The organism is Helcococcus kunzii ATCC 51366, from assembly GCF_000245755.1.
In the GTDB taxonomy this organism is placed as follows: Bacteria; Bacillota; Clostridia; order Tissierellales; family Peptoniphilaceae; genus Helcococcus; species Helcococcus kunzii.
The window spans coordinates 894,421-915,933 of sequence record NZ_JH601088.1; the positions used below are offsets into that span (position 1 = coordinate 894,421).

23 protein-coding genes are annotated in these 21,513 nt (G+C 26.1%); all 23 read right to left on the minus strand.

The window, feature by feature from the left end:
* Window positions 1-82: 82 nt before the first annotated feature.
* Window positions 83-994, minus strand: coding sequence for a tRNA (adenosine(37)-N6)-dimethylallyltransferase MiaA (miaA, locus tag HMPREF9709_RS03925; RefSeq protein WP_005398122.1), 912 nt, complete (start codon window positions 992-994; stop codon window positions 83-85).
* Window positions 994-2,883, minus strand: coding sequence for a DNA mismatch repair endonuclease MutL (gene mutL, locus HMPREF9709_RS03930; RefSeq protein WP_005398123.1), 1,890 nt, complete (start codon window positions 2,881-2,883; stop codon window positions 994-996). Before mutL ends, miaA begins: the two co-directional genes overlap by 1 nt.
* Window positions 2,876-5,485, minus strand: coding sequence for a DNA mismatch repair protein MutS (gene mutS / locus HMPREF9709_RS03935; RefSeq protein ID WP_005398124.1), 2,610 nt, complete (start codon window positions 5,483-5,485; stop codon window positions 2,876-2,878). The genes mutL and mutS overlap by 8 nt, the downstream gene beginning before the upstream one ends.
* 7 nt (window positions 5,486-5,492) lie before the next feature.
* Window positions 5,493-6,416, minus strand: a complete 924-nt coding sequence (locus HMPREF9709_RS03940; RefSeq protein ID WP_005398125.1) for a DMT family transporter — start codon at window positions 6,414-6,416, stop codon at window positions 5,493-5,495.
* Between the two features lie 100 nt (window positions 6,417-6,516).
* Window positions 6,517-7,725: a 30S ribosomal protein S1 gene (gene rpsA, locus HMPREF9709_RS03945; RefSeq protein ID WP_005398126.1), complete on the minus strand. Its 1,209-nt coding sequence runs from the start codon at window positions 7,723-7,725 to the stop codon at window positions 6,517-6,519.
* A gap of 149 nt (window positions 7,726-7,874) precedes the next feature.
* Window positions 7,875-8,456, minus strand: a complete 582-nt coding sequence (locus tag HMPREF9709_RS03950; RefSeq protein ID WP_005398127.1) for a lysophospholipid acyltransferase family protein — start codon at window positions 8,454-8,456, stop codon at window positions 7,875-7,877.
* The gene (gene cmk / locus HMPREF9709_RS03955; RefSeq protein WP_005398128.1) at window positions 8,446-9,102 is read right to left on the minus strand and encodes a (d)CMP kinase; all 657 of its coding nucleotides are present in this window, start codon (window positions 9,100-9,102) and stop codon (window positions 8,446-8,448) included. Before cmk ends, HMPREF9709_RS03950 begins: the two co-directional genes overlap by 11 nt.
* 9 nt (window positions 9,103-9,111) lie before the next feature.
* Complete coding sequence (locus HMPREF9709_RS03960) at window positions 9,112-9,801, minus strand: pseudouridine synthase (RefSeq protein ID WP_050855452.1); 690 nt, start codon at window positions 9,799-9,801, stop codon at window positions 9,112-9,114.
* Window positions 9,788-10,342, minus strand: coding sequence for an SMC-Scp complex subunit ScpB (gene scpB / locus HMPREF9709_RS03965; RefSeq protein WP_005398131.1), 555 nt, complete (start codon window positions 10,340-10,342; stop codon window positions 9,788-9,790). Before scpB ends, HMPREF9709_RS03960 begins: the two co-directional genes overlap by 14 nt.
* A 10-nt stretch (window positions 10,343-10,352) precedes the next feature.
* Window positions 10,353-11,099, minus strand: a complete 747-nt coding sequence (locus HMPREF9709_RS03970; RefSeq protein WP_005398132.1) for a segregation and condensation protein A — start codon at window positions 11,097-11,099, stop codon at window positions 10,353-10,355.
* A gap of 8 nt (window positions 11,100-11,107) precedes the next feature.
* Window positions 11,108-11,728 carry a site-2 protease family protein gene (locus HMPREF9709_RS03975; protein ID WP_005398133.1) on the minus strand — a complete coding sequence of 207 codons (621 nt, stop codon included), beginning with the start codon at window positions 11,726-11,728 and terminating at the stop codon, window positions 11,108-11,110.
* Between the two features lies 1 nt (window position 11,729).
* Window positions 11,730-12,275, minus strand: a complete 546-nt coding sequence (locus tag HMPREF9709_RS03980) for an NUDIX hydrolase (RefSeq protein ID WP_005398134.1) — start codon at window positions 12,273-12,275, stop codon at window positions 11,730-11,732.
* Window positions 12,275-13,933 (minus strand): DNA repair protein RecN, encoded by a 1,659-nt coding sequence (recN, locus tag HMPREF9709_RS03985; RefSeq protein WP_005398135.1) that lies wholly within the window; start codon window positions 13,931-13,933, stop codon window positions 12,275-12,277. The genes HMPREF9709_RS03980 and recN overlap by 1 nt, the downstream gene beginning before the upstream one ends.
* A 1-nt stretch (window position 13,934) precedes the next feature.
* Window positions 13,935-14,387, minus strand: coding sequence for an arginine repressor (locus HMPREF9709_RS03990; RefSeq protein ID WP_005398136.1), 453 nt, complete (start codon window positions 14,385-14,387; stop codon window positions 13,935-13,937).
* A gap of 9 nt (window positions 14,388-14,396) precedes the next feature.
* Complete coding sequence (locus tag HMPREF9709_RS03995; protein ID WP_005398138.1) at window positions 14,397-15,230, minus strand: polyprenyl synthetase family protein; 834 nt, start codon at window positions 15,228-15,230, stop codon at window positions 14,397-14,399.
* Window positions 15,223-15,411 (minus strand): exodeoxyribonuclease VII small subunit, encoded by a 189-nt coding sequence (gene xseB / locus HMPREF9709_RS04000; protein WP_005398140.1) that lies wholly within the window; start codon window positions 15,409-15,411, stop codon window positions 15,223-15,225. The genes HMPREF9709_RS03995 and xseB overlap by 8 nt, the downstream gene beginning before the upstream one ends.
* Window positions 15,411-16,577 (minus strand): exodeoxyribonuclease VII large subunit, encoded by a 1,167-nt coding sequence (xseA, locus tag HMPREF9709_RS04005; RefSeq protein ID WP_005398142.1) that lies wholly within the window; start codon window positions 16,575-16,577, stop codon window positions 15,411-15,413. The genes xseB and xseA overlap by 1 nt, the downstream gene beginning before the upstream one ends.
* Complete coding sequence (gene nusB / locus HMPREF9709_RS04010) at window positions 16,578-16,967, minus strand: transcription antitermination factor NusB (RefSeq protein ID WP_005398144.1); 390 nt, start codon at window positions 16,965-16,967, stop codon at window positions 16,578-16,580.
* A 1-nt stretch (window position 16,968) separates the two neighbouring features.
* Window positions 16,969-17,526: an elongation factor P gene (gene efp / locus HMPREF9709_RS04015; protein WP_005398146.1), complete on the minus strand. Its 558-nt coding sequence runs from the start codon at window positions 17,524-17,526 to the stop codon at window positions 16,969-16,971.
* Between the two features lie 71 nt (window positions 17,527-17,597).
* Window positions 17,598-19,067 carry an ATP-binding protein gene (locus HMPREF9709_RS04020; RefSeq protein ID WP_005398149.1) on the minus strand — a complete coding sequence of 490 codons (1,470 nt, stop codon included), beginning with the start codon at window positions 19,065-19,067 and terminating at the stop codon, window positions 17,598-17,600.
* Window positions 19,042-19,968 (minus strand): RluA family pseudouridine synthase, encoded by a 927-nt coding sequence (locus HMPREF9709_RS04025; protein WP_005398151.1) that lies wholly within the window; start codon window positions 19,966-19,968, stop codon window positions 19,042-19,044. Before HMPREF9709_RS04025 ends, HMPREF9709_RS04020 begins: the two co-directional genes overlap by 26 nt.
* Window positions 19,952-20,617 carry a uracil-DNA glycosylase gene (locus HMPREF9709_RS04030; protein ID WP_005398153.1) on the minus strand — a complete coding sequence of 222 codons (666 nt, stop codon included), beginning with the start codon at window positions 20,615-20,617 and terminating at the stop codon, window positions 19,952-19,954. The genes HMPREF9709_RS04025 and HMPREF9709_RS04030 overlap by 17 nt, the downstream gene beginning before the upstream one ends.
* Window positions 20,614-21,069: a signal peptidase II gene (gene lspA / locus HMPREF9709_RS04035; RefSeq protein ID WP_005398155.1), complete on the minus strand. Its 456-nt coding sequence runs from the start codon at window positions 21,067-21,069 to the stop codon at window positions 20,614-20,616. Before lspA ends, HMPREF9709_RS04030 begins: the two co-directional genes overlap by 4 nt.
* Between the last annotated feature and the right edge of the window lie 444 nt (window positions 21,070-21,513).

Consider the following 21,513-nt stretch of genomic DNA (forward strand, 5'->3'; position numbering starts at 1 on the left):
ATCTTATTATTTCAAATTTAAAATAATTTAACAAAAATCTGCTTTGAATTAATTAAATTTTTTTCAAAGCAGATTTATTAATTTAGTCATTTACAGAACTAAGAATATATTTTATCATTTTATTTTCATTATATTTAGATACATCCAGCCATTGAGAGTATTCATTTCTTCTAAACCAAGTAAGTTGTCTTTTAGCATAATGCCTAGAGTTTTGTTTTAATTTATCTATCATTTCTTCATAAGTGTATTCATTATTTAAATATGAAATGACTTCTCTATACCCTATTGCTTTCATGGATTGAGAGTTTGGATCTACTCCGTCTTCCAATAGAGATTTCACCTCATCTATAAGACCACTTTCTATCATTATATCAACACGCTTGTTTATTCTATCATAGATTATTTTTCTATCATTTGTTAAAACAAATAAATGATAGTTAATATCTTTAATAGATTTCTCCCTATCATAATTGATAAGTTTACCTGATTTTTCAAATACTTCTATAGCACGAATTAATTTCTTTTTATCTTTAATATTTAAATGTGAATAATTTTCATAGTTAATACTATATACTTTATCTAATAAAGTTTGAGGATTTTTAGAATACTCTTCTTCTAATTTTTTCCTTAATTCATAATCAGGTTTTACATTGATAAAGTCATAATCATAGATAAGAGAATCTAAATATAATCCTGTTCCACCAACAATAACTGGAATCTTATTATTTTTTAACATTTCTTCAATTATTCTGTAAGCGGATTTTTGAAAATCATGCACAGAATAGTTTTCATCAGGTTCTATTATATCAATTAGATGATGTTTTATACCATCCATTTCGCTATCTTTAATCTTTGCCGTTCCAATATCCATATGTTTATATATTTGCATCGAGTCAGCTGAGATTATTTCAGTATTTAATTGTTTTGCAATTTGAATGGACAAACTTGTTTTTCCAACAGCTGTAGGTCCGGAAATTATTATTACATCATTCATTATTTTAATAACCTCATAAATACATCATAATCTATATTGAAAATAATTGGATTTCCATGTGGTGAAGTATTTGGATTAGTTGTTTTTAGTAATTCTTTATATAAAGTTTCGGATTCAATTTCTGATAAATTTGTGTTTTTATTTATTGAAAGTGATAATGTCTTTCTGAGTAAGTATTCTTTTGTTTTATCAGAATTTTTATTAGATATTTCATCAAACAATTCTAAAAAGTAGGTTTTATCCCCAGGCTTATCTAAGAAATATGGAACTTGTCTTATGATAATTGCATTATTTGAGAATAAATCTATTTCATAACCTATAGATTCAAAACTCTCTTTATTTTGTTCGAAAATATCTAGTTCTTTCTTTGTAAGATTTATTATTATAGGTTCTAATAATTTTTGCGATACTATATTTTCTTTCTTCATTTCCCTATCAAATAATATTCTCTCATTTGCTCTCACAATATCTACAAATACTAATTTTTTTTCAGAATTATTTTCAAATAAAATATACTTATTAAATAATATAGTCTTGAAGATTAATTTTTCATCAATAAATTTTATTTGTTCTTTATCATTTTTTTCATTTAAATCTGAAACTTCTTCTTGTTTTAGATTTTCAAAATCATAGGTAGTATCATTTACAATATAAGGTTTATTTTCGTTTTTAACACAATTAATTTTTTCATCGCTAAGTTTATCGTCTATTTCTCTAAAATCGATTATAGGCGAATTTGTTGCGTCTGAAGTAGTATTATCTTTATCGACTACTTTAGAATCATCTGTTTTTGGCTGACTATCATTTTTAAATATATCTAGTATATTTTTGTAGCCATCACCATGGTTTAATTCATAAAAACGCACTTTATTATCTTTTTCTTTTAAAGAAATATTTTTATTTTCATCACTTAAATACAGTAATTCTGTGATTTTCTTATTTAATAAATCAAACAATTGCTCTGAAAATGAAAATTTAATTTTTTGTTTATTTGGGTGAATATTGATATCTATAAGGTCAGGACTAACCTCTATTTTAATATCAAATAGTGGAAATCTTCCCGCTGGAATTAAATTGTTATATGCATTTTCAATCGCTTCAACAATTTGTTCATTTTCAATATATCTACCATTCACATAAATAAATTGCATTGATCTATTTCCTTTATAAAATTTATTATTAGAAATAGTGCCATCTATTTTGTAATTATCTGATTTTATATCTAATTCTATTGAATTTTTCACAAAATCCCTGCCAAATAGAGTTTCATAATTAGATTTTTTTGAATCTTCTGCTATAGTCCTAAACATCTCTCTATTATCTTTTATATAAGTAAAAGATATCTCTGGATGTCCAATGGCAAAAGAATACATCAAATTTGTTATCTTATTTGCTTCAGTAATATCTGAGGCAAGAAATTTTTTTCTTGCTGGTAAATAATTAAATATATCAAATATCTCAATAATTGTACCTGTGTTCATACCGACACTTTCAGTTGAAATTAATTTATTATTGTCATATTTTACCATAGTACCAACTACATCTTTTTCAGTTTTAGTTCTCATAGTTAGTCTAGATACTGAAACAATTGATGCTAAAGCTTCACCTCTAAAACCCATAGAGTAAATTTTATAAAGATCTTCAAATGATTCAATTTTTGATGTAGCGTGTCTTTTAAAAGCAAGCTCAATATCATCCTTATCTATTCCATGTCCATTGTCACTGACTTTAATGTATGATTTACCACCATTATTTATTTCAACGACAATATTTGTTGAGCCTGCATCAATTGAATTTTCAACTAATTCTTTAACAACTGAAGCAGGTCTTTCTACAACTTCACCAGCAGCAATTTTTTGAATTGTATCTTCACTTAATACTTTAATCATCTGTAATATCCTTAGCTTTATTTTTGAAACTGTTAATTAATTGCAATGCATCCATAGGAGTTAAATTATCAATATCAATTGATTTTAACTCTTTGATTATTAAATCTCTCTTGATTTCATTTTCATTATCTTCATTTACTGATGCAAAACTAAGTTGTTTGTTTTCTTCTAAAATATTTTTATCTAAACTACTTAGTATTACATTTGCTCTAAATAATATCTCATCTGGGAGTCCAGATAATTTTGCAACTTCAATCCCATAGGATCTATCTGTCTTTCCTCTAACTATTTTTCTAAGAAAAACAATATTATCTTTTTCTTCATAAATTTCAACCTTTAGATTTTCAACATTTTCCATACTATCTTCCAAATCTGTTAATTCATGATAATGGGTTGCAAATAAAGTTTTACAATTAATGTTTTTACTAATATACTCAATTATTGACTTAGCAATACTATATCCATCATATGTGCTTGTTCCCCTACCCACTTCATCAAGGATAACAAAACTATTTTCTGTTGCATTTTTAATGATATTGGACATTTCCTTCATTTCAACCATAAATGTCGAATCACCTTTAGCTAAATTATCAGAGGCACCTATTCTTGTAAAGATTGCATCTGATATAGATATATCGCAGCTATCAGCAGGTACATAAGAACCAATTTGCGACATCAATACAATTAATGCAACTTGTCTCATATAGGTGGATTTACCCGCCATATTTGGCCCAGTAATAATTTGAATAGTTTTATTTTTTCTTCCAATCAATGTATCATTTGCAATAAATTGATTCTCATCCATTGTTTGCTCAACCACAGGATGTCTACCTTTTGAAATTGAAATATAATTTTCACTATTAAAAATAGGTCTACAATAATTATTTTTTAATGCAACTCTAGCAAAAGAATTAAGAGCATCTATTGTAGCTATAATATCTGTACTTTCCTTAATTCGTGTAGAGTTATGCGCAACAGTTTCTCGTATTTCATTAAATAATTGATATTCTAAATCCATGGTTTCGTTACTACTACTTAAAATCATATCAGCGATTTCATTTAATTCATCAGTAATAAACCTTTCTGAATTTTTCAGTGTTTGTCTTCTAATATAGTTATCAGGAGCTTTATCGCGGTAAGAACTTGTCAATTCAATAAAATAACCGACATTTTTATTAAAACTGACTTTTAATTTAGGAATGCCAGTCCTTTCTCTTTCAGATTTTTCATATTCAATTAATTTTTTGTTGCCAATTATAGAAGAAGCCCTTAAATCATCTAACTCCTTATTATAACCTTCTTTTATTAAATTTCCTTCTGTTATATTTTGATCTACATCTTCTCTAATAGATTTTTCAATTAAATCATGTAAATCTTTTAATGCATCAAATCTTTCCCCTATTTTAGAAAAATGTTTATTGTTAGTATTTAACAATAAATCCTTAAATAATGGAAGTTTAGAAATTGAATTTCTAAAATTAAGTAAATCTCTACCATTTGCATTTTGATAAGAAACCTTACTTAGTATTCTCTCTAAATCATATATTTCATCTAAGATATCTGATATTTGACTTGATAAATCTGTATTTTGTACTAAAAAGTCAACACATTCAAGTCTTTCATTAATCTTATTTTTATCAAGTAGAGGAAATTCTAGCCAAGAGTTAATCTTTCTAGATCCCATTGGTGTATTTGCATTATCCAATACATTCAGCAATGTATTTGTTTTTGTATTATCATATAGATTTTTGTGAATCTCTAAATTTTGTCTAGTACTAGCATCAATTTTTACAAAATTGTTATTTTCAATATATTTTAATTCGTCAATGTGATTTAAATCATTTTCAACAAATAGATAGACATAGTCTAATAGAATTGAGCTAGATAAAATTGAAAAATATTTATCCTTGAAAATACTATTATTGAATCGTCTAATTTTTCTTTTTATATTATTTCTTTCAATTTTTATATCATTATATTTTTCATCAATTAATGTTAAATATATATTATTTTGTTCAATATGGTTGTTCAAGCCTTTTAATTCAATTTTATTATTTGTGACAATTTCTTTTGGGCTTACTTTAGAAATAAAGTCCAAAATATCCCTTTCGATATTGGTGGAATTTAAGATTTCTGTCGTATTAAATTCTCCTGTTGATATATCAATATATGATATTCCTGTAGAATTTTTATCTATATAAATACTTAAAAGGAAATTATTGTCAGCATTTTTCCCATCTAAATCAATTTGCATACCTGGGGAAATAATTTTAACGACTGATCTTTTTACTATCCCCTTTGCTTGGCTTGGATCTTCTACTTGTTCTACAATTGCTACTTTGTACCCCTTAGATACTAATCTATTTATATAAGAATTTGCAGAATGATGAGGTATACCACACATAGGTGCTTTTTCATCAAGACCACATTCCCTACCTGTTAGTACTAATTCCAATTCTTTAGAAGCAATTTTTGCATCATCAAAAAACATTTCATAAAAATCACCCAATCTGTAGAACAGTATTTTATCCATATTCTGTTGTTTAATTTTCATATATTGTTGCATCATCGGTGTTAATTTATTTATGTCTATTGATTTCATAAAATACCTACTTTTTTTCTATCAATGTTTTATTTCTATTAATTATTATAATACCTAAAATTACAAATACCAACCCGATAAGTATTGAAAAACTTAAATTTTCTCCTAACACAATTGCACTTAAAAATGTACCGAAAAATGGAATAAATAATCTTAAGAATGCTATTTCACTTGCTTTATATTGTTTTAATATAAAATACCAAAGCGTAAATGCAATTGAAGAAATAAGTGAAGCGTAAATTATCAATATTACTGATTTTGGTGTGAATACTAAATTAGTTGGCATACCAAAATACCCTATTATTATCAAAAATATTGATCCAAATAAAAATTGTGATGAAGAAACGACAAACGGAGAAACTTTATTTAAGTATTTTTTTACATAAATTGTCCCCATTGCATTTAATATAGAATTTATTAACATAAATCCTTCACCAGTTAATGTAAAAATTAGATTAAATTCTTTGTCAATATTTGTTATTATTACTCCTAAAATACCTAATATAATAGCAATAAATTTATATCGATTAAATCTTTCATCTTGTAAAAAATAATGTGAAAAAATAACTACTAAAAATGTAGATAAAGAAGTAATTAATGCAGACTTCATACCTGAAGTGTTTCCAGTACCTATATAGAAAAATAGATAACCAAAAGTTGTAACTATTAGTGATAAAACCAATAGTTTCCAAAATTTTATCTTAAATTCTATTTTACTTTTATTATCAAATATAAGCATTAAAATAAAAACAATTACACCAGCTAGAAAAAATCTTAAGCCAGCAACAAATATCATAGAGAAATAATCACCTTTACCAATATTAAGTTCTCCATAAGTAAGTTTAATTGTTGGGAATGCTGAACCCCATAAAAACATACAAAAAATTGATATTAAATATGCTATGGGCTTCTTCTTTAGTATATTTGACATTAATTATCTCCTTAATTTTTCTATAAATTAAAAAAAAGCTGCTATAAAACAACCATCGTTAGTTATTTTGCAACAGCCCCTTTTTTACAATTCTAATAAATTAGTCTTCTAAATTTAATTCATCTAGTAAGTCACCAATATTTGATCCAAAAGTATTTTCTTCTTCTACTTTAGGTGTATTTTTTACATTGTTATTTTTTCTTGGTGCTTGTTTCTTTTCAGAATTAACTTTGTTTTCTTTTTCAGTTTGTTTTGGTTCCATTAAAGCTCTTTTACTTAAAGAAATTCTTTGATTTTCTTCATCGATTTCAAGAATTTTAACTTCCATTTTGTCACCAACGTTTAATACGTCAGATGGTTTTTCAACATGTTCAGTGCTGATTTGTGACACATGTACTAGACCTTCTACGCCTTCTTTTAATTTTAAGAATGCACCAAAGTCTAATAAGTTAACAACTTCACCTTCAACAACATCTCCAACTTTATGATTGTTTAAGAAAACATCAAATGGTTTTTCTGTTAATTGTTTCAATCCTAGAGAAACTCTGTTCTTTTCTCTATTTGCTTTTAAGATTTTAACTTCTACTTCTTGTCCAACTTCTAATGCATCAGAAGGCTTTTCAATTCTATCCCATGAAATATCTGAGATATGAATTAATCCGTCAACACCACCCAAGTCTACAAATGCTCCAAAGTCAACCATTCTTACAACTTTACCAGTTACAATTGCATCAGGGATAAGTGTTTCCCATACAGTGTCAAGTTTTTCTTCTTGTAGAGCTCTGCTTGATAAAACAACTCTCTTTTTCTTTTCATCTATATTGATTACTTTTGTATCTAATTCTTTACCAATATATTGATCAAAATTCTTTACGAAATAAGTTGTAATTTGTGAAGCTGGTATAAAACCATTGATTCCCATAACTTTAACAACTAAACCACCGGAATTTGAACCTTTTACAGAAGATTTTACAACTTCTCCATTTTCATAGGCATCCATTAATTTCTTCCAGTTTTTTAGTCCTTCAACTCTACTTGTTGATAAAGAAACATTTCCTTCTCCATCATCTAGTTTAATAACATACACATCAATTTCATCACCGATTGTGAATGCTTTTAATGGGTCTGCAGCTTCTTCTTCAGACATTTCATCTGTCTTAATGATACCATCTGCACGATATTTAATATCAACAAAAACTTCATCTTCTTTTACGTTGATAACAATACCCTTAACAATATCTTTAGGGTAAATTTTTACCATGCTTTCTTCAACTTGTTCCATAAATTCTTCATTACTAATATTATCCATTTACTTGACTTCCTCCTAAATATGCATGCATAGTGTACTATACATTTGATTCTATTTTATATTAAAAATAAAAAATTTGCAAAATATATTTAACATTTTACAAATTTTTTTACTGAAAATCTAATCTTTAGATTTTTTGTTACTTTTTTTTAACTATTATAGATTCTATTATATATTTCATCTACAATTTTTTCATATTGTTCTTTTTTATTTGAAATACTTTTAAAATCTTCTATCTTAATAATGTCTTTATATACTATTTCTACTTTACCAAATAATTTATAATCACCTTTAATTTCTAAAGGCAAAATATCAGAATTTGTTCTTGTAGCAATCATTGCTATACCATCATTAAAGTTTTCACGCTTAATATCTTCAGGGCGTTTTATTCTCGTCCCTTCAGGAAATATTCCTAGGATTTTACCTTCTTTTAATCTAGACATTGCTGTTCTTATTGATTCAATATCACTATTTCCTCTATCGACAGGAAAAGCATATAATTTCCTTAACAAAGCTGCAAAAAAATTATTTTTAAATAATTCTTTTTTCGCCATGAAATTTACTTTTTCATCTACAACTAGTGCAACCATCAAAGGATCTAGATTAGACTTATGATTTGCACAAATTATTAAATTTTTGTTTGGAATATTTGCCGGTTTATTTTTTACCCTAAATAAATTAATTAATTTAAATATAGGATACAGTATTATCTTTGCAATATTATATAACATTTTTATTCTCCAGATGTTTAATCATCAAATCAACAACTTCTTTAATTGTTAAATCTGAACTATCAATCAATATTGCATCTTCTGCTTTTACTAAAGGAGTAATTTCTCGATTACTATCAAAATCGTCTCTTCTCTTTATATCCTCAAGTATAGCTTCAAAGCTCATATTATTTTGTTCTTTTTCATCGTTCATTCTTCTTTTTGCTCTTATCTCAGGAGAAGCTGTTAAATAAAACTTTATATCTGCGTCTTTTAAAACAAAGCTTCCTATATCTCTACCATCAAGAATGATATTTGATTTTTTTGCGATTTTTCTTTGCATGGCAACCAAATTTTCTCTAACTTTTTTATAACTTGATACCATAGAAACATTTTTTGTAACTATTTCACTTCTAATTTCTTTAGTAATATTTTTATCATTTAAATAAAACATTCCATTTTTAATATCTAGATTAATTTTACTCATGTTATTAATTACTTCTTCTTCATTATTTACATCTATGCCATTTAAAAGATAAAAATATGTATAAGAGCGATACATTGCACCAGTATCAAGATAGTTAAATCTAATTTTGTCTGCTAATATTTTTGAAATTGTACTTTTCCCCGAACCAGATGGTCCATCAATTGCGATTGATTTGTACATTGTATCTCCTTAAAGTTGTTTTATATAGTTTAATTCATTATTTGTTAAATGTCTATATTTACCTATTTCTAGTTTAGACATATTAATTTTACCAATTGAAATCCTATTTAAGTCTATTACATTATATCCTAATGCCGCAAACATCCTTCTCACTTGTCTGTTTTTTCCTTCGGAAATTTCAATTTGTATTTTTTTATTTCTTAAAATTTTAACTTTTGATTTTGTTGTGATATATCCACCAATATCAATACCTGATTCAAGCTTGTATTTATCTTCTTTTCTAAAATCACGGTCAATCTCAACTATATATCTCTTGAAAATTTCATTTCTAGGATGAATAATCTTATTATATATATCACCGTCATTAGTAATTAGAATAAGTCCCCTACTATCTTTATCTAATCTTCCAATAGAAAATAATTTTGTGTCTATATCAATTAAATCAAAAATTATTTTATCATCGTGTTTCTTTGAATTTGTACAAGCGTAGTCAATAGGCTTATTTAACATTAAATAATATTTTTTATTAACTGGTTTAACTATTTTGTTTTTGTATTTCACGATATCATTATTTTTAACTTGATATGCTAAATCAGTCATAATCTCACCATTAACACTTATTTCACCATCTAATATTAATTTTTCTGATTTTCTTCTTGATGCAATTCCAGCATCAGCAAGAAATTTATTGATTCTCACTGTCATAACTCTCTAAAATACTTTCAATTTTTTCAATATCTTTTATCTCTGGTAAATCTTTAAGACTAGAAAGATTAAATGAACTTAAAAATTCTATTGTTGTGCCATATAATATTGGTTTACCAATAGAATCCAATCTTCCTACTTCCTCTATTAATCCCTTTGCTTTTAATGTATCAATAGAGCTATATGATTTTACACCTCTTATATTGTCAATTTCGACCCTTGTTACAGGTTGCTTATATGCAATAATAGCCAGCACTTCCATAGCAGAATTAGATATTTTTCTATTTGATTGTTTAACTAATTTCTTTAGATAAACATCATGATCAGGTCTAGTAGACATTTGAAAATAATCATCATGTTGATTGATAATAATTCCTCTTCTGAAATGTTCAGACTCTGCCATCAATTCATTTAGTAACTCTCTTGTTGTTTTTTTATCCTGTTCAATAATTGACATTATCTCATCAATATGTATTGGTTCAGCCCATACAAACAATAAAGATTCAATTATTGATTTTAACTCTCTTTTATTCATATCGCCTCTACTATTCTTCACTTTCCAATACATTTTCTAAATTATTATTTATTTCAACTATTATTTCATCCGTTTCCGAATCTTGTGAAATAAATAGATTTTTTGTTTTAGATAATTCTAAAATGGATAAAAATATAACTATTGCTTCAGACTTTGTTTTAACTTTTTGTAAGAGTTTTGTTATACTAATAATTTTTTCTTTAATTAGTCTAAGTTTTATTTTAGAATTATATTTTTCAAGAGAATATTCTTCTCTATCCATAATTTCGTCAACTTCAAAAACATCATCTTTTAATAGTATTTCTATAAGATCTTCAAAAGAATGCTTCAATTTAGAAATATCGTATTCAATATTATCAGAATTTTCTTTGTATTTTGACAAATCATCTTGAAGTTTTGTGTGTTTTAAGCTACCTTCTTCAAATAATTCATTAAATTGAGGAATCACTGACTTAATTTTTTTATATTCTATAAGTCTTCTTAAAAGTTCATCTTCTGATATTATATCTTCATCTTCATCATCAGACTCAAGAGTATCTTTTATTAAAGAAATAGTCTTTAGATATAACAATTGAGTAGCTATTAAGATAAAGTCTGCAGTTTCATCTGAAGGTATGTCCAACTCATTTAGAGATTTAATATATTTATTTGTGATATCAGATAATTTTATCTCATAAATATCATATTTAGACTTTTTTATTAGATCTAATAATAAGTCAAACGGTCCAAAAAATTCACCTGTAGATACATTTATCATTTTTACCTCTAATAAATTAAATTGAAAACAATATTAACCATAAATTCATACACCGAAGATATTATTCTTGATAGGAATGTATTTCTTGTTAATGAGAAAAATATTATCAATAAGATAAATGAATATTTTTCATACTTGAACATAAAGTTTTGATACTTATCCGGTAATAAACTTGCAATTATCCTACTTCCATCTAATGGTGGAATAGGAATCAAATTAAATACAGCAAATGAAATACCAAATATAATTATTTTCTCTATTATTAATCTTAGGGATAAAACTAAATAAATCCCATGAGTACTTAGGTAGAAATATACAAGCATGAAAATAAAAGCTGTAAAAATATTTACAACTATTCCTGCTATAGAAACTGTAAATAATCCTAAACCTCTATTTCTAAACTTGTTTGGATTAATTGGGACAGGATTAGCCCATCCAAATCTAAAAACTATTAAAAATAGAGTACCATATAAATCTAAATGTTTTAATGGATTTAATGACAGTCTCCCACTATTTTTAGCTGTATCATCGCCATTCCAAAGTGCTACAACCCCATGAGCTACTTCATGTGTAACTAGTACAAATAGTAACGCGATAGCCGTTGTTAATATATCTAATATTTGAGACATATTACTTTCCTAATTCTCTTGCAGCATAAAGAATACCTATTATACTTTTTGCATCAACAATTTCAAAATTTTCTACCATCTCGATAGCTTTTTTAAGAGGAACCTTAAATGCTATTAATTCTTCAGTATCATCTAATTCAAGTTTATTTTCTTCTAAATCTCTTGCTAAAAATATAGAGAAAATTTCATCAGTAAAACCTGGTGAAGCATAAGCTTCCGTTAATAAAGTCATACTTCCAGGTTTCATACCAATTTCTTCTTGTGCTTCTCTAATAGCAGCATCAGTAACATTTTCCCCACTATCAACAAGACCTGCTGGTATTTCATATATTATCTTTTCTATTGCTTTTCTAAATTGTTTAACTAAATATATTTCATTATCTTCAGTTATTGCAACAATACCTACACCTCTAGAATGTTCTACAATTTCTCTCTTTGCATAACTTCTGTTAAATAATTCTACAGTATCAACTTTAACTTTTATTATCTTACCTTCGTAAATCTTTTCCGATTTTATAGTTTCTTCGATATGTAAATTGTCAGTCATTATTCCTCCTTAAGCAACTCTTTCGCTGCTTGTAGACTATTATCAGTAATATCAGAACCAGAAATCAATCGTGCAATTTCTCTAATTTGCTCTTCTTCATTTAAATGAATTAAATTAGTCATAGTTGCATTTTCACTAGTTTCTTTAAATAACAGATAATGATTATCTGCCTTACTTGCTATTTGAGCAAGATGTGAGATTACTAATAATTGACATTCATCAGAAATTTTCTTTAATTTGTTTCCAACAATATCTGCTGTTTTACCACTTATACCAGTGTCAATCTCATCAAAAATTATAGTATCAATCTCGTCATTTGTAACAAACACAGCTTTTAGAGCCAGCATAAATCTAGAAATTTCACCACCTGAAGATACAAGGCTTAAACTTTTTAGTTCTTGTCCTTTATTTGTAGAAATCAAGAAGTCAATATCATCCTGACCTTCTTTATTAATCTTATCTTTTTTCTTTATTGAAATTTCAAATTGAATATTTTGCATATTCATTTCATGTAGTTCTAAAATAATTTTCTTTTCTAAATCTTTAATAATTTCTTTTCTGATCTTGGTTAATTTATCAGAAATTATAACATTTTCATTAGTAAGCTTCAAAATTTGATCTTCAAGACTTTTCTTTATTTTATCAATATTTACTAAATTATCATATTTTTTCTTAATTTGAGCTAAATATTCTAGGATTTCTTCAGATGTTTTACCATATTTTAATTTTAAAACATGGAAAGATGAAAAAATATCTTCAATAACCTGTATTCTTTCATCATCCATCTCTAATGTATATGAGTAATTTTCAATATTATTTGATAAATCATATATAAGCTCTTTAATATTCAAAGCATCGCTCGAATAGTCTTTTAAATGATTATCATAATTTTCCAAATCTTGCAATTTATCATATATTATATTTATCATATCTTTTAAAGAAAGAGATCTATTTGATTCATTAATTGCATTTATTATTGAATTAGTACCAACAATTAATTCTGATTGATTTGATAACTTTTTGTATTCATTGTTTAGTGCTTCTTCATCATAATCGTCAAAATTAAATGATTCTATTTCATTAATTTGATAATTTAATAAATCCTTCTCTCTTTCTAATTCGTCATCTGAAATATTCAAATCGTCTTTTTGTATTATTAAATCGTTAATAAGTTTTATGTTTTTTGATATATTATTTTTATATTCTTTTGTTTTATTATTGAACTTATCTATTATAGAAATATAGTTTGATTTATTTAGTACTATTAATTGTGAATGTTGTCCATGTATATCATAAAGCATACTGGAAATTTGGTTCATAAATTTTATATTGCAAGCCCTACCATTAATTTTTGTAATAGATGAATTATGTGTGAAAATTCTTGTTAATATGATATTTTCATCTACTTCAATCCCATTTTCCTCTAAAACATTTTTTACATTGCTATTAGAAGAAAACACCGCTTCGATTATGGTTTTATCGGAGAAATTTCCGATAAAATCTTTGCTAAATCGTTCTCCTTTTAAAATAGATAAAGTCTTTAGCAAAAGAGATTTACCGGATCCTGTTTCCCCTGATAAAATATTTAACCCTTTGTAAAAATTAATATTAAGTTCTTTAATTATTGCAAAATTCTTTACGAACAAATTAATTAACATTCTAGTATAGAGTTTCCTTTATTTTTTCAATAACATCACTCACTTCATGATTTTCGTCAACTTCAACTAAAATAGTATCATGACCTGCTAAAGTATAAGCAATGCCTTCTATTTTTTTATTTACTAAAGCTTGAGCTGTTACAGATGCAGCATAAGAAATAGTAGAGATAATAATTTTCCCTTTGTGTTCTTTAATACTTAAAATGGATGCTTTAAATATCTTGTTGTATCTTTCGTTTAATGTATCATACATTGTGTCGATAACAGTATATTTATATACACCATTTTCAGTTTGAACTTTAGTAATTCTAAGTTCTTTAATATCTCTAGAGATTGTAGCTTGTGTTGCTGTAATGCCATTCTCTTTAAGTAATTGTGTTAATTCTTCTTGTGTTTCAACAATATTATCTTCGATTAAAGATAAAATTATTCTTTGTCTATCATATTTGCGCATTTTACCCCCCTAATGCTTGCGATAAATTAATTCTTTGATTAATTTATTTAAAAATTTACTTTTTTTATAACGTTCAATAATACTAAGTGCGTTATTTGAATATTCCAACATGTCTTGATATGCTTTTTCTTTTCCGAAGTAACTTATATATGTTGCCTTAGAAATTTTTTTGTCTTGTTCATAATCCAAGATATCATCTTGTATTTGAAAAGCCATCCCAATGTAAAAGCCTAACTTCTCAAGATCATTGATTTCTTCTTGTGGAAGATTTGCAATATATCCTGGGATAGTAGTGGCCGCCATTAACAATCTGCAAGTTTTGTTTTTGTACATCTCAATTAAAGAATCAGAATTTTTTATTTGATCCTTTATATCACTCACTTGCCCTCTTATCATCCCATCTAAACCTGAAGCATTAGCTAGATACTTCCCTGCTTTGATTAAATTTACACTAGGATTTTTTTCCAGTACGCTGAAAATCAATTCAAAAGCGTAATTTAATAGTGCATCGCCAGCAAGTATAGCATAATCTTCTCCGTATTTATAATGGATAGTTTCTCTCCCTCTCCTATACTTATCATTATCCATAGATGGTAAATCATCATGAATTAATGAATAGTTATGGATAAACTCCAGAGCTATAGCAAATTTTTCTGCTATGTCAATATTTGCGTCTGTGTCGTCACTTACCATACTAAATGTTTCTAGCAAAATTATAGGCCTTACTCTTTTTCCAATCTCAATAGAATAATTTAATATCTCATTGAAATCGTCGAGTTTATCAAAATAATTATTTATAATTTTATCAAAGTCATTTTTTTTATCATTATATAAATCAAACATGTTTATCTCTTATATTATTTATCTTTATTTTAGCATTTTCAATTTGTTCGTTTAGTTTTGAATATATTACATCACTTTCTTCGTACAACTTCAATGCTTCATCTAAAGTAATGTCTTTATTTTCAAGTTTTTTTGATATATCTTTATATTGTCCAAATAAATCTTCAAATTTATCTTCCATTATAATTTTTCCTCTACTTTTATTTTATAAGAAATATTATCATTATATAATATATATTTTTTATCAATTTCCAATTGATTTAACTCTAAAATATTATTTTCATAATCTTTAATAAAAATATGCCTACTATTTATTATATTATTAGATTTTTTATTAATTTCAAGTTTAAATTGTTTTATTTTTTCCAAAATGGTAAATATTATTTCATTAATACTCATTTCGATACTATTTTTTGTAGTTTCGACTCTTGAAATCAAGTCATTTAGCCTATGTAAAGGACTGTTTAATTTTATTAATAAATTTGTATTGTTTAGCTCGCTTTGTAAATTAATTATTTTATTATTAAAGGTATAATGAATTTTCTCATTATAATTTAATAAGATATTTAATTTATTTCTATATTCGTTTACAATATATTCTGCAGCTTTTGTAGGAGTTGATAATCTTAAGTCACTCACTAAATCTGAAATTGTAAAATCAATTTCATGACCTACTGCAGATATTATTGGTGTCCTTGCGTTAAAAATCGAATCTGCGATTTGTTCATTATTAAAAACGGCTAAATCCTCTTTTGAGCCACCACCTCTCGTTAAAACAATTAAATCTATATCTAAATTATCTAAATAGTCTATACCATTAGATATTTCTAATGGTGCATTTTCACCTTGTACCAAACTATGATATAAAAATATTTCACATTGATAATTGTTATCGTTTAATACTTTAATGAAATCATGATACGCTGCTGAATTATCCCCAGTAATTAGTCCAATTTTACTTGCCTGTTTTGGAATTTCTTTTTTATTACTGATATCGAAATATCCTTTGGAATTTAATTTTTCTTTTAATTTATTTAATTTCAATAATTCTTCGCCAATTCCAACCGCTCTAATAGTTTTTACCCTTATTTGGTATTTACTATCTCGTAAATAGACATTTACTGATCCCTCAATTACAACTTTCTCACCTTCAGAAAAAGGAAACTCACTATCAAACAAAATGCATGAAATTGTTTCATCTTCTTCTTTTAGAGAGAAATATACATAATTTCTTTTACTCAAGTTTACAATTTCACCAACTACATATATATTTCTTAAAAATGGATCTGTTAATGTAATGTTTTTAATATAACTTCCTAATTGTTTAACTGTAATTGGTTTTCTCATTTAATTATCCTTCTCTATTGCAGATAAGATACCGTTTATAAACTTATATGAATCCTCATTAGAAAATTTCTTAGTGTTTTCAACTGCTTCATTTATTGATACACTCACTGGAACAGATTTTTGAATAAGAAATTCATTAATAGAAACTCGTAAAATAGCTTTTTCTATAGGTAACATTGTTTCTAATTTTCTATTATTTAATTTTGATTTTATTATATTATCAATTTTATCAATATTTTGAAGAATAGAAATAATTGAACTTCTCGCAAATTCACTATTTTCTAATTTATGTTCTGCAAGAACTTGCTCTAAATTATCTTTTTCAATTTTATTAAATTCGTGTTGATAAAGTAATTGTGTAATACAAATTCTTTCTTTTTTACGATTCATTTTATACCCTTGACAAATATTCGCCAGTTCTAGTATCAATCCTCAAAATCGTTCCAATTTCTACAAATAATGGAACGTTTAGTTTATATCCTGTTTCTACTGTTGCTGGTTTTGTAGCTGCTTGTGCAGTATCACCTTTGAATCCTGGTTCTGTTTCAATTACTTCAAGTTCTACAAAGTTTGGTGCTTCAATTGAAAATGGTTTACCACTATAGAATTTAATAAATGCATTTTCATTTTCTTTTACGAATTGTGAAGCTTCTTCAAAAATTTCTCTTTCCATTGGTAATTGTTCGTATGTTTCAGGATCCATGAAATAGAATAAATCACCATCATTATATAGATATTGCATTTCTCTAGTTTCTATAATAATTTGATTAAATTTATCATTAGGATTTATTGTTACATCTTTTGAAGAACCATTTAGAATGTTTCTAATTTTAGTTCTGATGAATGCTGGTCCCTTTCCTGGTTTTACATGTTGAAAATCCAAGACTTCATACATTCCATTATCATATTCGATAGTAACACCTTTTCTTAAATCATTTGCTGCTATCATAAATACCTCCATTAATATAATTACACTTGATTATACCACATAAATGTTACAAAATAAATACAAATAAACTATTATACATTATATTTTAATGCTTCATATATATGATTTATACCAATTTTTTGTTCACCTTCAATGTCACTTATTGTTCGTGAAATTCTAATAATATTTTGAAAACATCTCATAGATAAATTATATTTTTCAGTTAATTTTATTAGCATTTCACTGCATTTGTCGTCAATTTCAATATATCTATCAATTAGATTACTCTCGAGATTTCCATTCCTAATTTCGCTATCATTATATCTTTCTTTTTGTACTTTTATCGCATCATGTATCTTTTTTCTAATACCCTCTATATTATAAAAATTGGTTGTGTTTTCATATTTTGTTTTTTCAATTGAAATTTTCATTTGAATTCTGTCCAATAATGCATTACTTATCTTACTATTATGTCTTGCAATTTGTCCTGCTGTACAATTGCATTTTGATGATGTTCCATAATTACCACAAGGGCAAGGATTCATTGTGGCAATAAAAGTTGAATTAATTGGATATTGTATATATTTTCTCTTATTAGACTTATATACTTCCCCCATATCCAAGTATATCAATAATTTATCCATTATAGTTTTATTAAAAGTATTAAATTCATCAAATACAATTATTCCAAAATTTGATAAAGAAATTTTTCCAAGTTGTGTGTCATTACCAAACAGTTCTTTTATTTTAATGTCATTCTTAGGATATATAATTTGCGGATAATATAAATAGGTATTGTTTTTATTATATCTAGAATAGATATCTGATAAAATAAGTGATTCTCTCTTTTCCAAAATAGAGAATAAAGACTTTATTGATTTAATTGAAATTGTTTTACCAGATCCTATTGGACCTCTAATTAATAAGCTATGATTACCTGCAATTGCGATTATCAGAGCTCTAATAAGTGATTGTTGCGACATTATATCATTGATATCATACGTGGTTTCTTGCGCCAAATATTTTGTATTATCTTGATATTGTAGATTTTTATTAAAGTTAAAATGTTCAATAACATCTCTGATAGATTTTGCCATAAAAATGTTTATATCTGAAAAGTTATTGATGTATAGATAATTTCCATATGGTAAAATAATATTTTTAATATTGTTTCTTTTACAAAATTCAATTATTCGAATAGGATTGTGAACTTCTAGTAAATTACCTTTCAGATCCATTTCTCCGCAAAAAAGATAATCATGAACCTTAGGATTTTCAATGATTCCCTGATTTATCAATATCGACATTGCAATAGGTAAATCATAATGCGTACCTTCTTTTTTGAAATTTGCAGGATACAAATTTGTTATTACTCTACCATATGGGAATTTTAATTTATTATATCTAAAAGATGAAATTATCCTCTCTTTTGATTCTAAAATTGATTTGGAGATTAGACCACTTATTGTAAATCTAATCATCCCTTTTGTGTTAATTGTTGATATTCTTACTAATTTTTCATCAAAATTATTAAAATTATAAGTTAGTATTTCTTGATTCATCTTGCACCTCAAAAATAATATTATAGTATTTCTTAAATTCAGGGTACATTGGAATTTCAACCTTCATATGTTTTTTGGTTATTGGATGATCAAATTCTAAGCGATATGCTTGTAATAACTGTGCTGAAATATTATATTTTGATTTAATATTATTATAGTCTGCATCGCCAAGGATAGGATGATTAATACTTTTCATATGAACTCTAATCTGATGAGTCCTACCAGTAAATAAATCAATATCTAAATAAGCATATTCGCTCGTCTGTTTTAATACTTTATAAGCTGTCTTAGCATACTTTCCGTCTTCGGAAATAGCCATAAGTTTTCTGTTTGACATGTTTCTAGAAATATTTTTTTCAATCACGCCTTCATTTTCAGAGAATCTATTATTTACAATCGCTCTATATTTTTTTATGATATTTCTATTTTGAAACATTTTTTTTAATTGTTTCATTGATTCTTCATTTAAAGCTACAATCATAAGTCCTGAAGTATCTTTATCAAGTCGATGCACTATACCAGCCCTATCTTCTCCATTTAATGTTGGCAAATTTTCAAATTTACTCAATAAAAAATTCACCACTGTATTAGATCTAATTTTTTCAGTAGGATGTGAAATGATATCAATAGGCTTATTTATAATTGCAATATCGTCATCTTGGTAAACTATTTCTATAGGCAAATTTTCGGCTAATATAGGTTTAATATCCAAAGCACTCAAATCAATACTTATTTCATCGTTATTATTTACAATATAACTAGGCTTAACTTTTTTATCATTTACTAATACATCACCATTTTTAATTAATGATGATAATTTAGACCTAGAAATATCTTCATAATAATCAGATAAAAATTGATCTATTCTTTGATTTATTTGTTCATCAATTGTTATTTTCATTGGTGCTCCAGTCTATAATATCTTTATTTAAATCCACTAAAATATTATTCGCCTTTGAAAAATGTCTACATCCTAAAAATCCTCTATAAGCTGATAAAGGAGATGGATGAGTAGAAGTCAAAATATAATTATTTTCACATATCAAACGACTTTTATTTATTGCATCATTACCCCATAAAAGGAAAATAATATTACCTTTTTTAGAAACTCTTGATATTACTTTATCTGTAAATTTGTTCCAATATGTGTTTGCATATGATTTAGGTTTAGAATCTTTAACAGTCAATACAGTATTCAATAATAAAATACCTTGATTAGCCCAATTTGTTAGATCCGTATTAGTATTAACTATTCCTAAATCTTCTTTTATTTCCTTAAATATATTTCTTAAAGAAGGTGGCATCTTGACACCTTTATTAACTGAAAAAGCTAATCCATTCGCCTGTCCTCTTTGATGATAAGGATCCTGTCCTAAAATAACAATCTTTACATCAGAGTAATCAGTTAATTCAAAAGCTTTGAAAATGTCCTCTCTCTTAGGATATACATCAAAATTCTCATAATCCATATAAATATTATTCATAAAAATATTAAATTCTTCTGAATCAAATATATCTTTTAATACAATATCCCATTCATTCCCTATCATAACGCCTCTTCATTAAAAAATAAATATACTGCTAAGAAAATAGCAGAAACAGAAACAAATATATCTGCAAAATTAAACACTGGAAAATTGTACAATCCTCCAAGTGGAGTAAAAATAAAATCAACTACATAACCAAGTCTTAATCTGTCAATTAAATTTCCAACTGCCCCTGCCATTATCATAACAAGTGGGAGCTTAATTAACATGTCAATATTGTTACTATTTTTTAACAAATACCAACAAATCGCAAAACAAATGATAATTGTGATGACAGAAAAGAACAAAGTTGCACTTTGAAATATCCCCCACGCTGCACCAGAATTTTCTAAATATGTTAAATGTAGCCAATTATCAATCAATTTTATTGTTGGAGCATGCTTAAGATACTTAATTGCTAAAAGTTTTGTAATTTGATCTAGCGCTACCGCTATTGTAAAAATTATTATATACATATATTTTCCTTTGAAGTGTTATTTTTCATTTTAGTGTCTTAATTTGTGAAATTAAATAGAAACTTAATTTTGGGTTATTATGATTAATTTATAGGTCAATTAGCATAATTTATAGTGGTTTTCCTGATTATTTCGTGTTTCGCCGTTTAATCAGGAAAGATTTATAGTGGGTTTTGTGTGTTTTCCTGATTATTTTACGATTTTTCAATTTAGTCAGGAAAGTTTTTTGATGCTATTTCCTGATTATTTTGAGATTCTTGATTTAATCAGGAAATTCTTTCCTGATTATTTGCCGTTATGTGATTTAATCAGGAAAAGTTTTTATCCGTTTTTCCTGATTATTTCTAGTTTTACGATTTAATCAGGAAATTTATCGCTTTTTCGTTCCTGATTTTTTTACGTTTTGCGTTTTAATCAGGAAATTTGCCACTTTTTCGTTCCTGA

Coding starts and splice junctions, on each gene's coding strand:
- miaA (WP_005398122.1), bottom strand. CDS start 994: ATGAATGATGTAATAATAATTTCCGGACCTACAGCTGTTGGAAAAACA.
- mutL (WP_005398123.1), bottom strand. CDS start 2,883: ATGATTAAAGTATTAAGTGAAGATACAATTCAAAAAATTGCTGCTGGT.
- mutS (WP_005398124.1), bottom strand. CDS start 5,485: ATGAAATCAATAGACATAAATAAATTAACACCGATGATGCAACAATAT.
- HMPREF9709_RS03940 (WP_005398125.1), bottom strand. CDS start 6,416: ATGTCAAATATACTAAAGAAGAAGCCCATAGCATATTTAATATCAATT.
- rpsA (WP_005398126.1), bottom strand. CDS start 7,725: ATGGATAATATTAGTAATGAAGAATTTATGGAACAAGTTGAAGAAAGC.
- HMPREF9709_RS03950 (WP_005398127.1), bottom strand. CDS start 8,456: ATGTTATATAATATTGCAAAGATAATACTGTATCCTATATTTAAATTA.
- cmk (WP_005398128.1), bottom strand. CDS start 9,102: ATGTACAAATCAATCGCAATTGATGGACCATCTGGTTCGGGGAAAAGT.
- scpB (WP_005398131.1), bottom strand. CDS start 10,342: ATGAATAAAAGAGAGTTAAAATCAATAATTGAATCTTTATTGTTTGTA.
- HMPREF9709_RS03970 (WP_005398132.1), bottom strand. CDS start 11,099: ATGATAAATGTATCTACAGGTGAATTTTTTGGACCGTTTGACTTATTA.
- HMPREF9709_RS03975 (WP_005398133.1), bottom strand. CDS start 11,728: ATGTCTCAAATATTAGATATATTAACAACGGCTATCGCGTTACTATTT.
- HMPREF9709_RS03980 (WP_005398134.1), bottom strand. CDS start 12,275: ATGACTGACAATTTACATATCGAAGAAACTATAAAATCGGAAAAGATT.
- recN (WP_005398135.1), bottom strand. CDS start 13,933: ATGTTAATTAATTTGTTCGTAAAGAATTTTGCAATAATTAAAGAACTT.
- HMPREF9709_RS03990 (WP_005398136.1), bottom strand. CDS start 14,387: ATGCGCAAATATGATAGACAAAGAATAATTTTATCTTTAATCGAAGAT.
- HMPREF9709_RS03995 (WP_005398138.1), bottom strand. CDS start 15,230: ATGTTTGATTTATATAATGATAAAAAAAATGACTTTGATAAAATTATA.
- xseB (WP_005398140.1), bottom strand. CDS start 15,411: ATGGAAGATAAATTTGAAGATTTATTTGGACAATATAAAGATATATCA.
- xseA (WP_005398142.1), bottom strand. CDS start 16,577: ATGAGAAAACCAATTACAGTTAAACAATTAGGAAGTTATATTAAAAAC.
- nusB (WP_005398144.1), bottom strand. CDS start 16,967: ATGAATCGTAAAAAAGAAAGAATTTGTATTACACAATTACTTTATCAA.
- efp (WP_005398146.1), bottom strand. CDS start 17,526: ATGATAGCAGCAAATGATTTAAGAAAAGGTGTTACTATCGAATATGAT.
- HMPREF9709_RS04020 (WP_005398149.1), bottom strand. CDS start 19,067: ATGAATCAAGAAATACTAACTTATAATTTTAATAATTTTGATGAAAAA.
- HMPREF9709_RS04025 (WP_005398151.1), bottom strand. CDS start 19,968: ATGAAAATAACAATTGATGAACAAATAAATCAAAGAATAGATCAATTT.
- HMPREF9709_RS04030 (WP_005398153.1), bottom strand. CDS start 20,617: ATGATAGGGAATGAATGGGATATTGTATTAAAAGATATATTTGATTCA.
- lspA (WP_005398155.1), bottom strand. CDS start 21,069: ATGTATATAATAATTTTTACAATAGCGGTAGCGCTAGATCAAATTACA.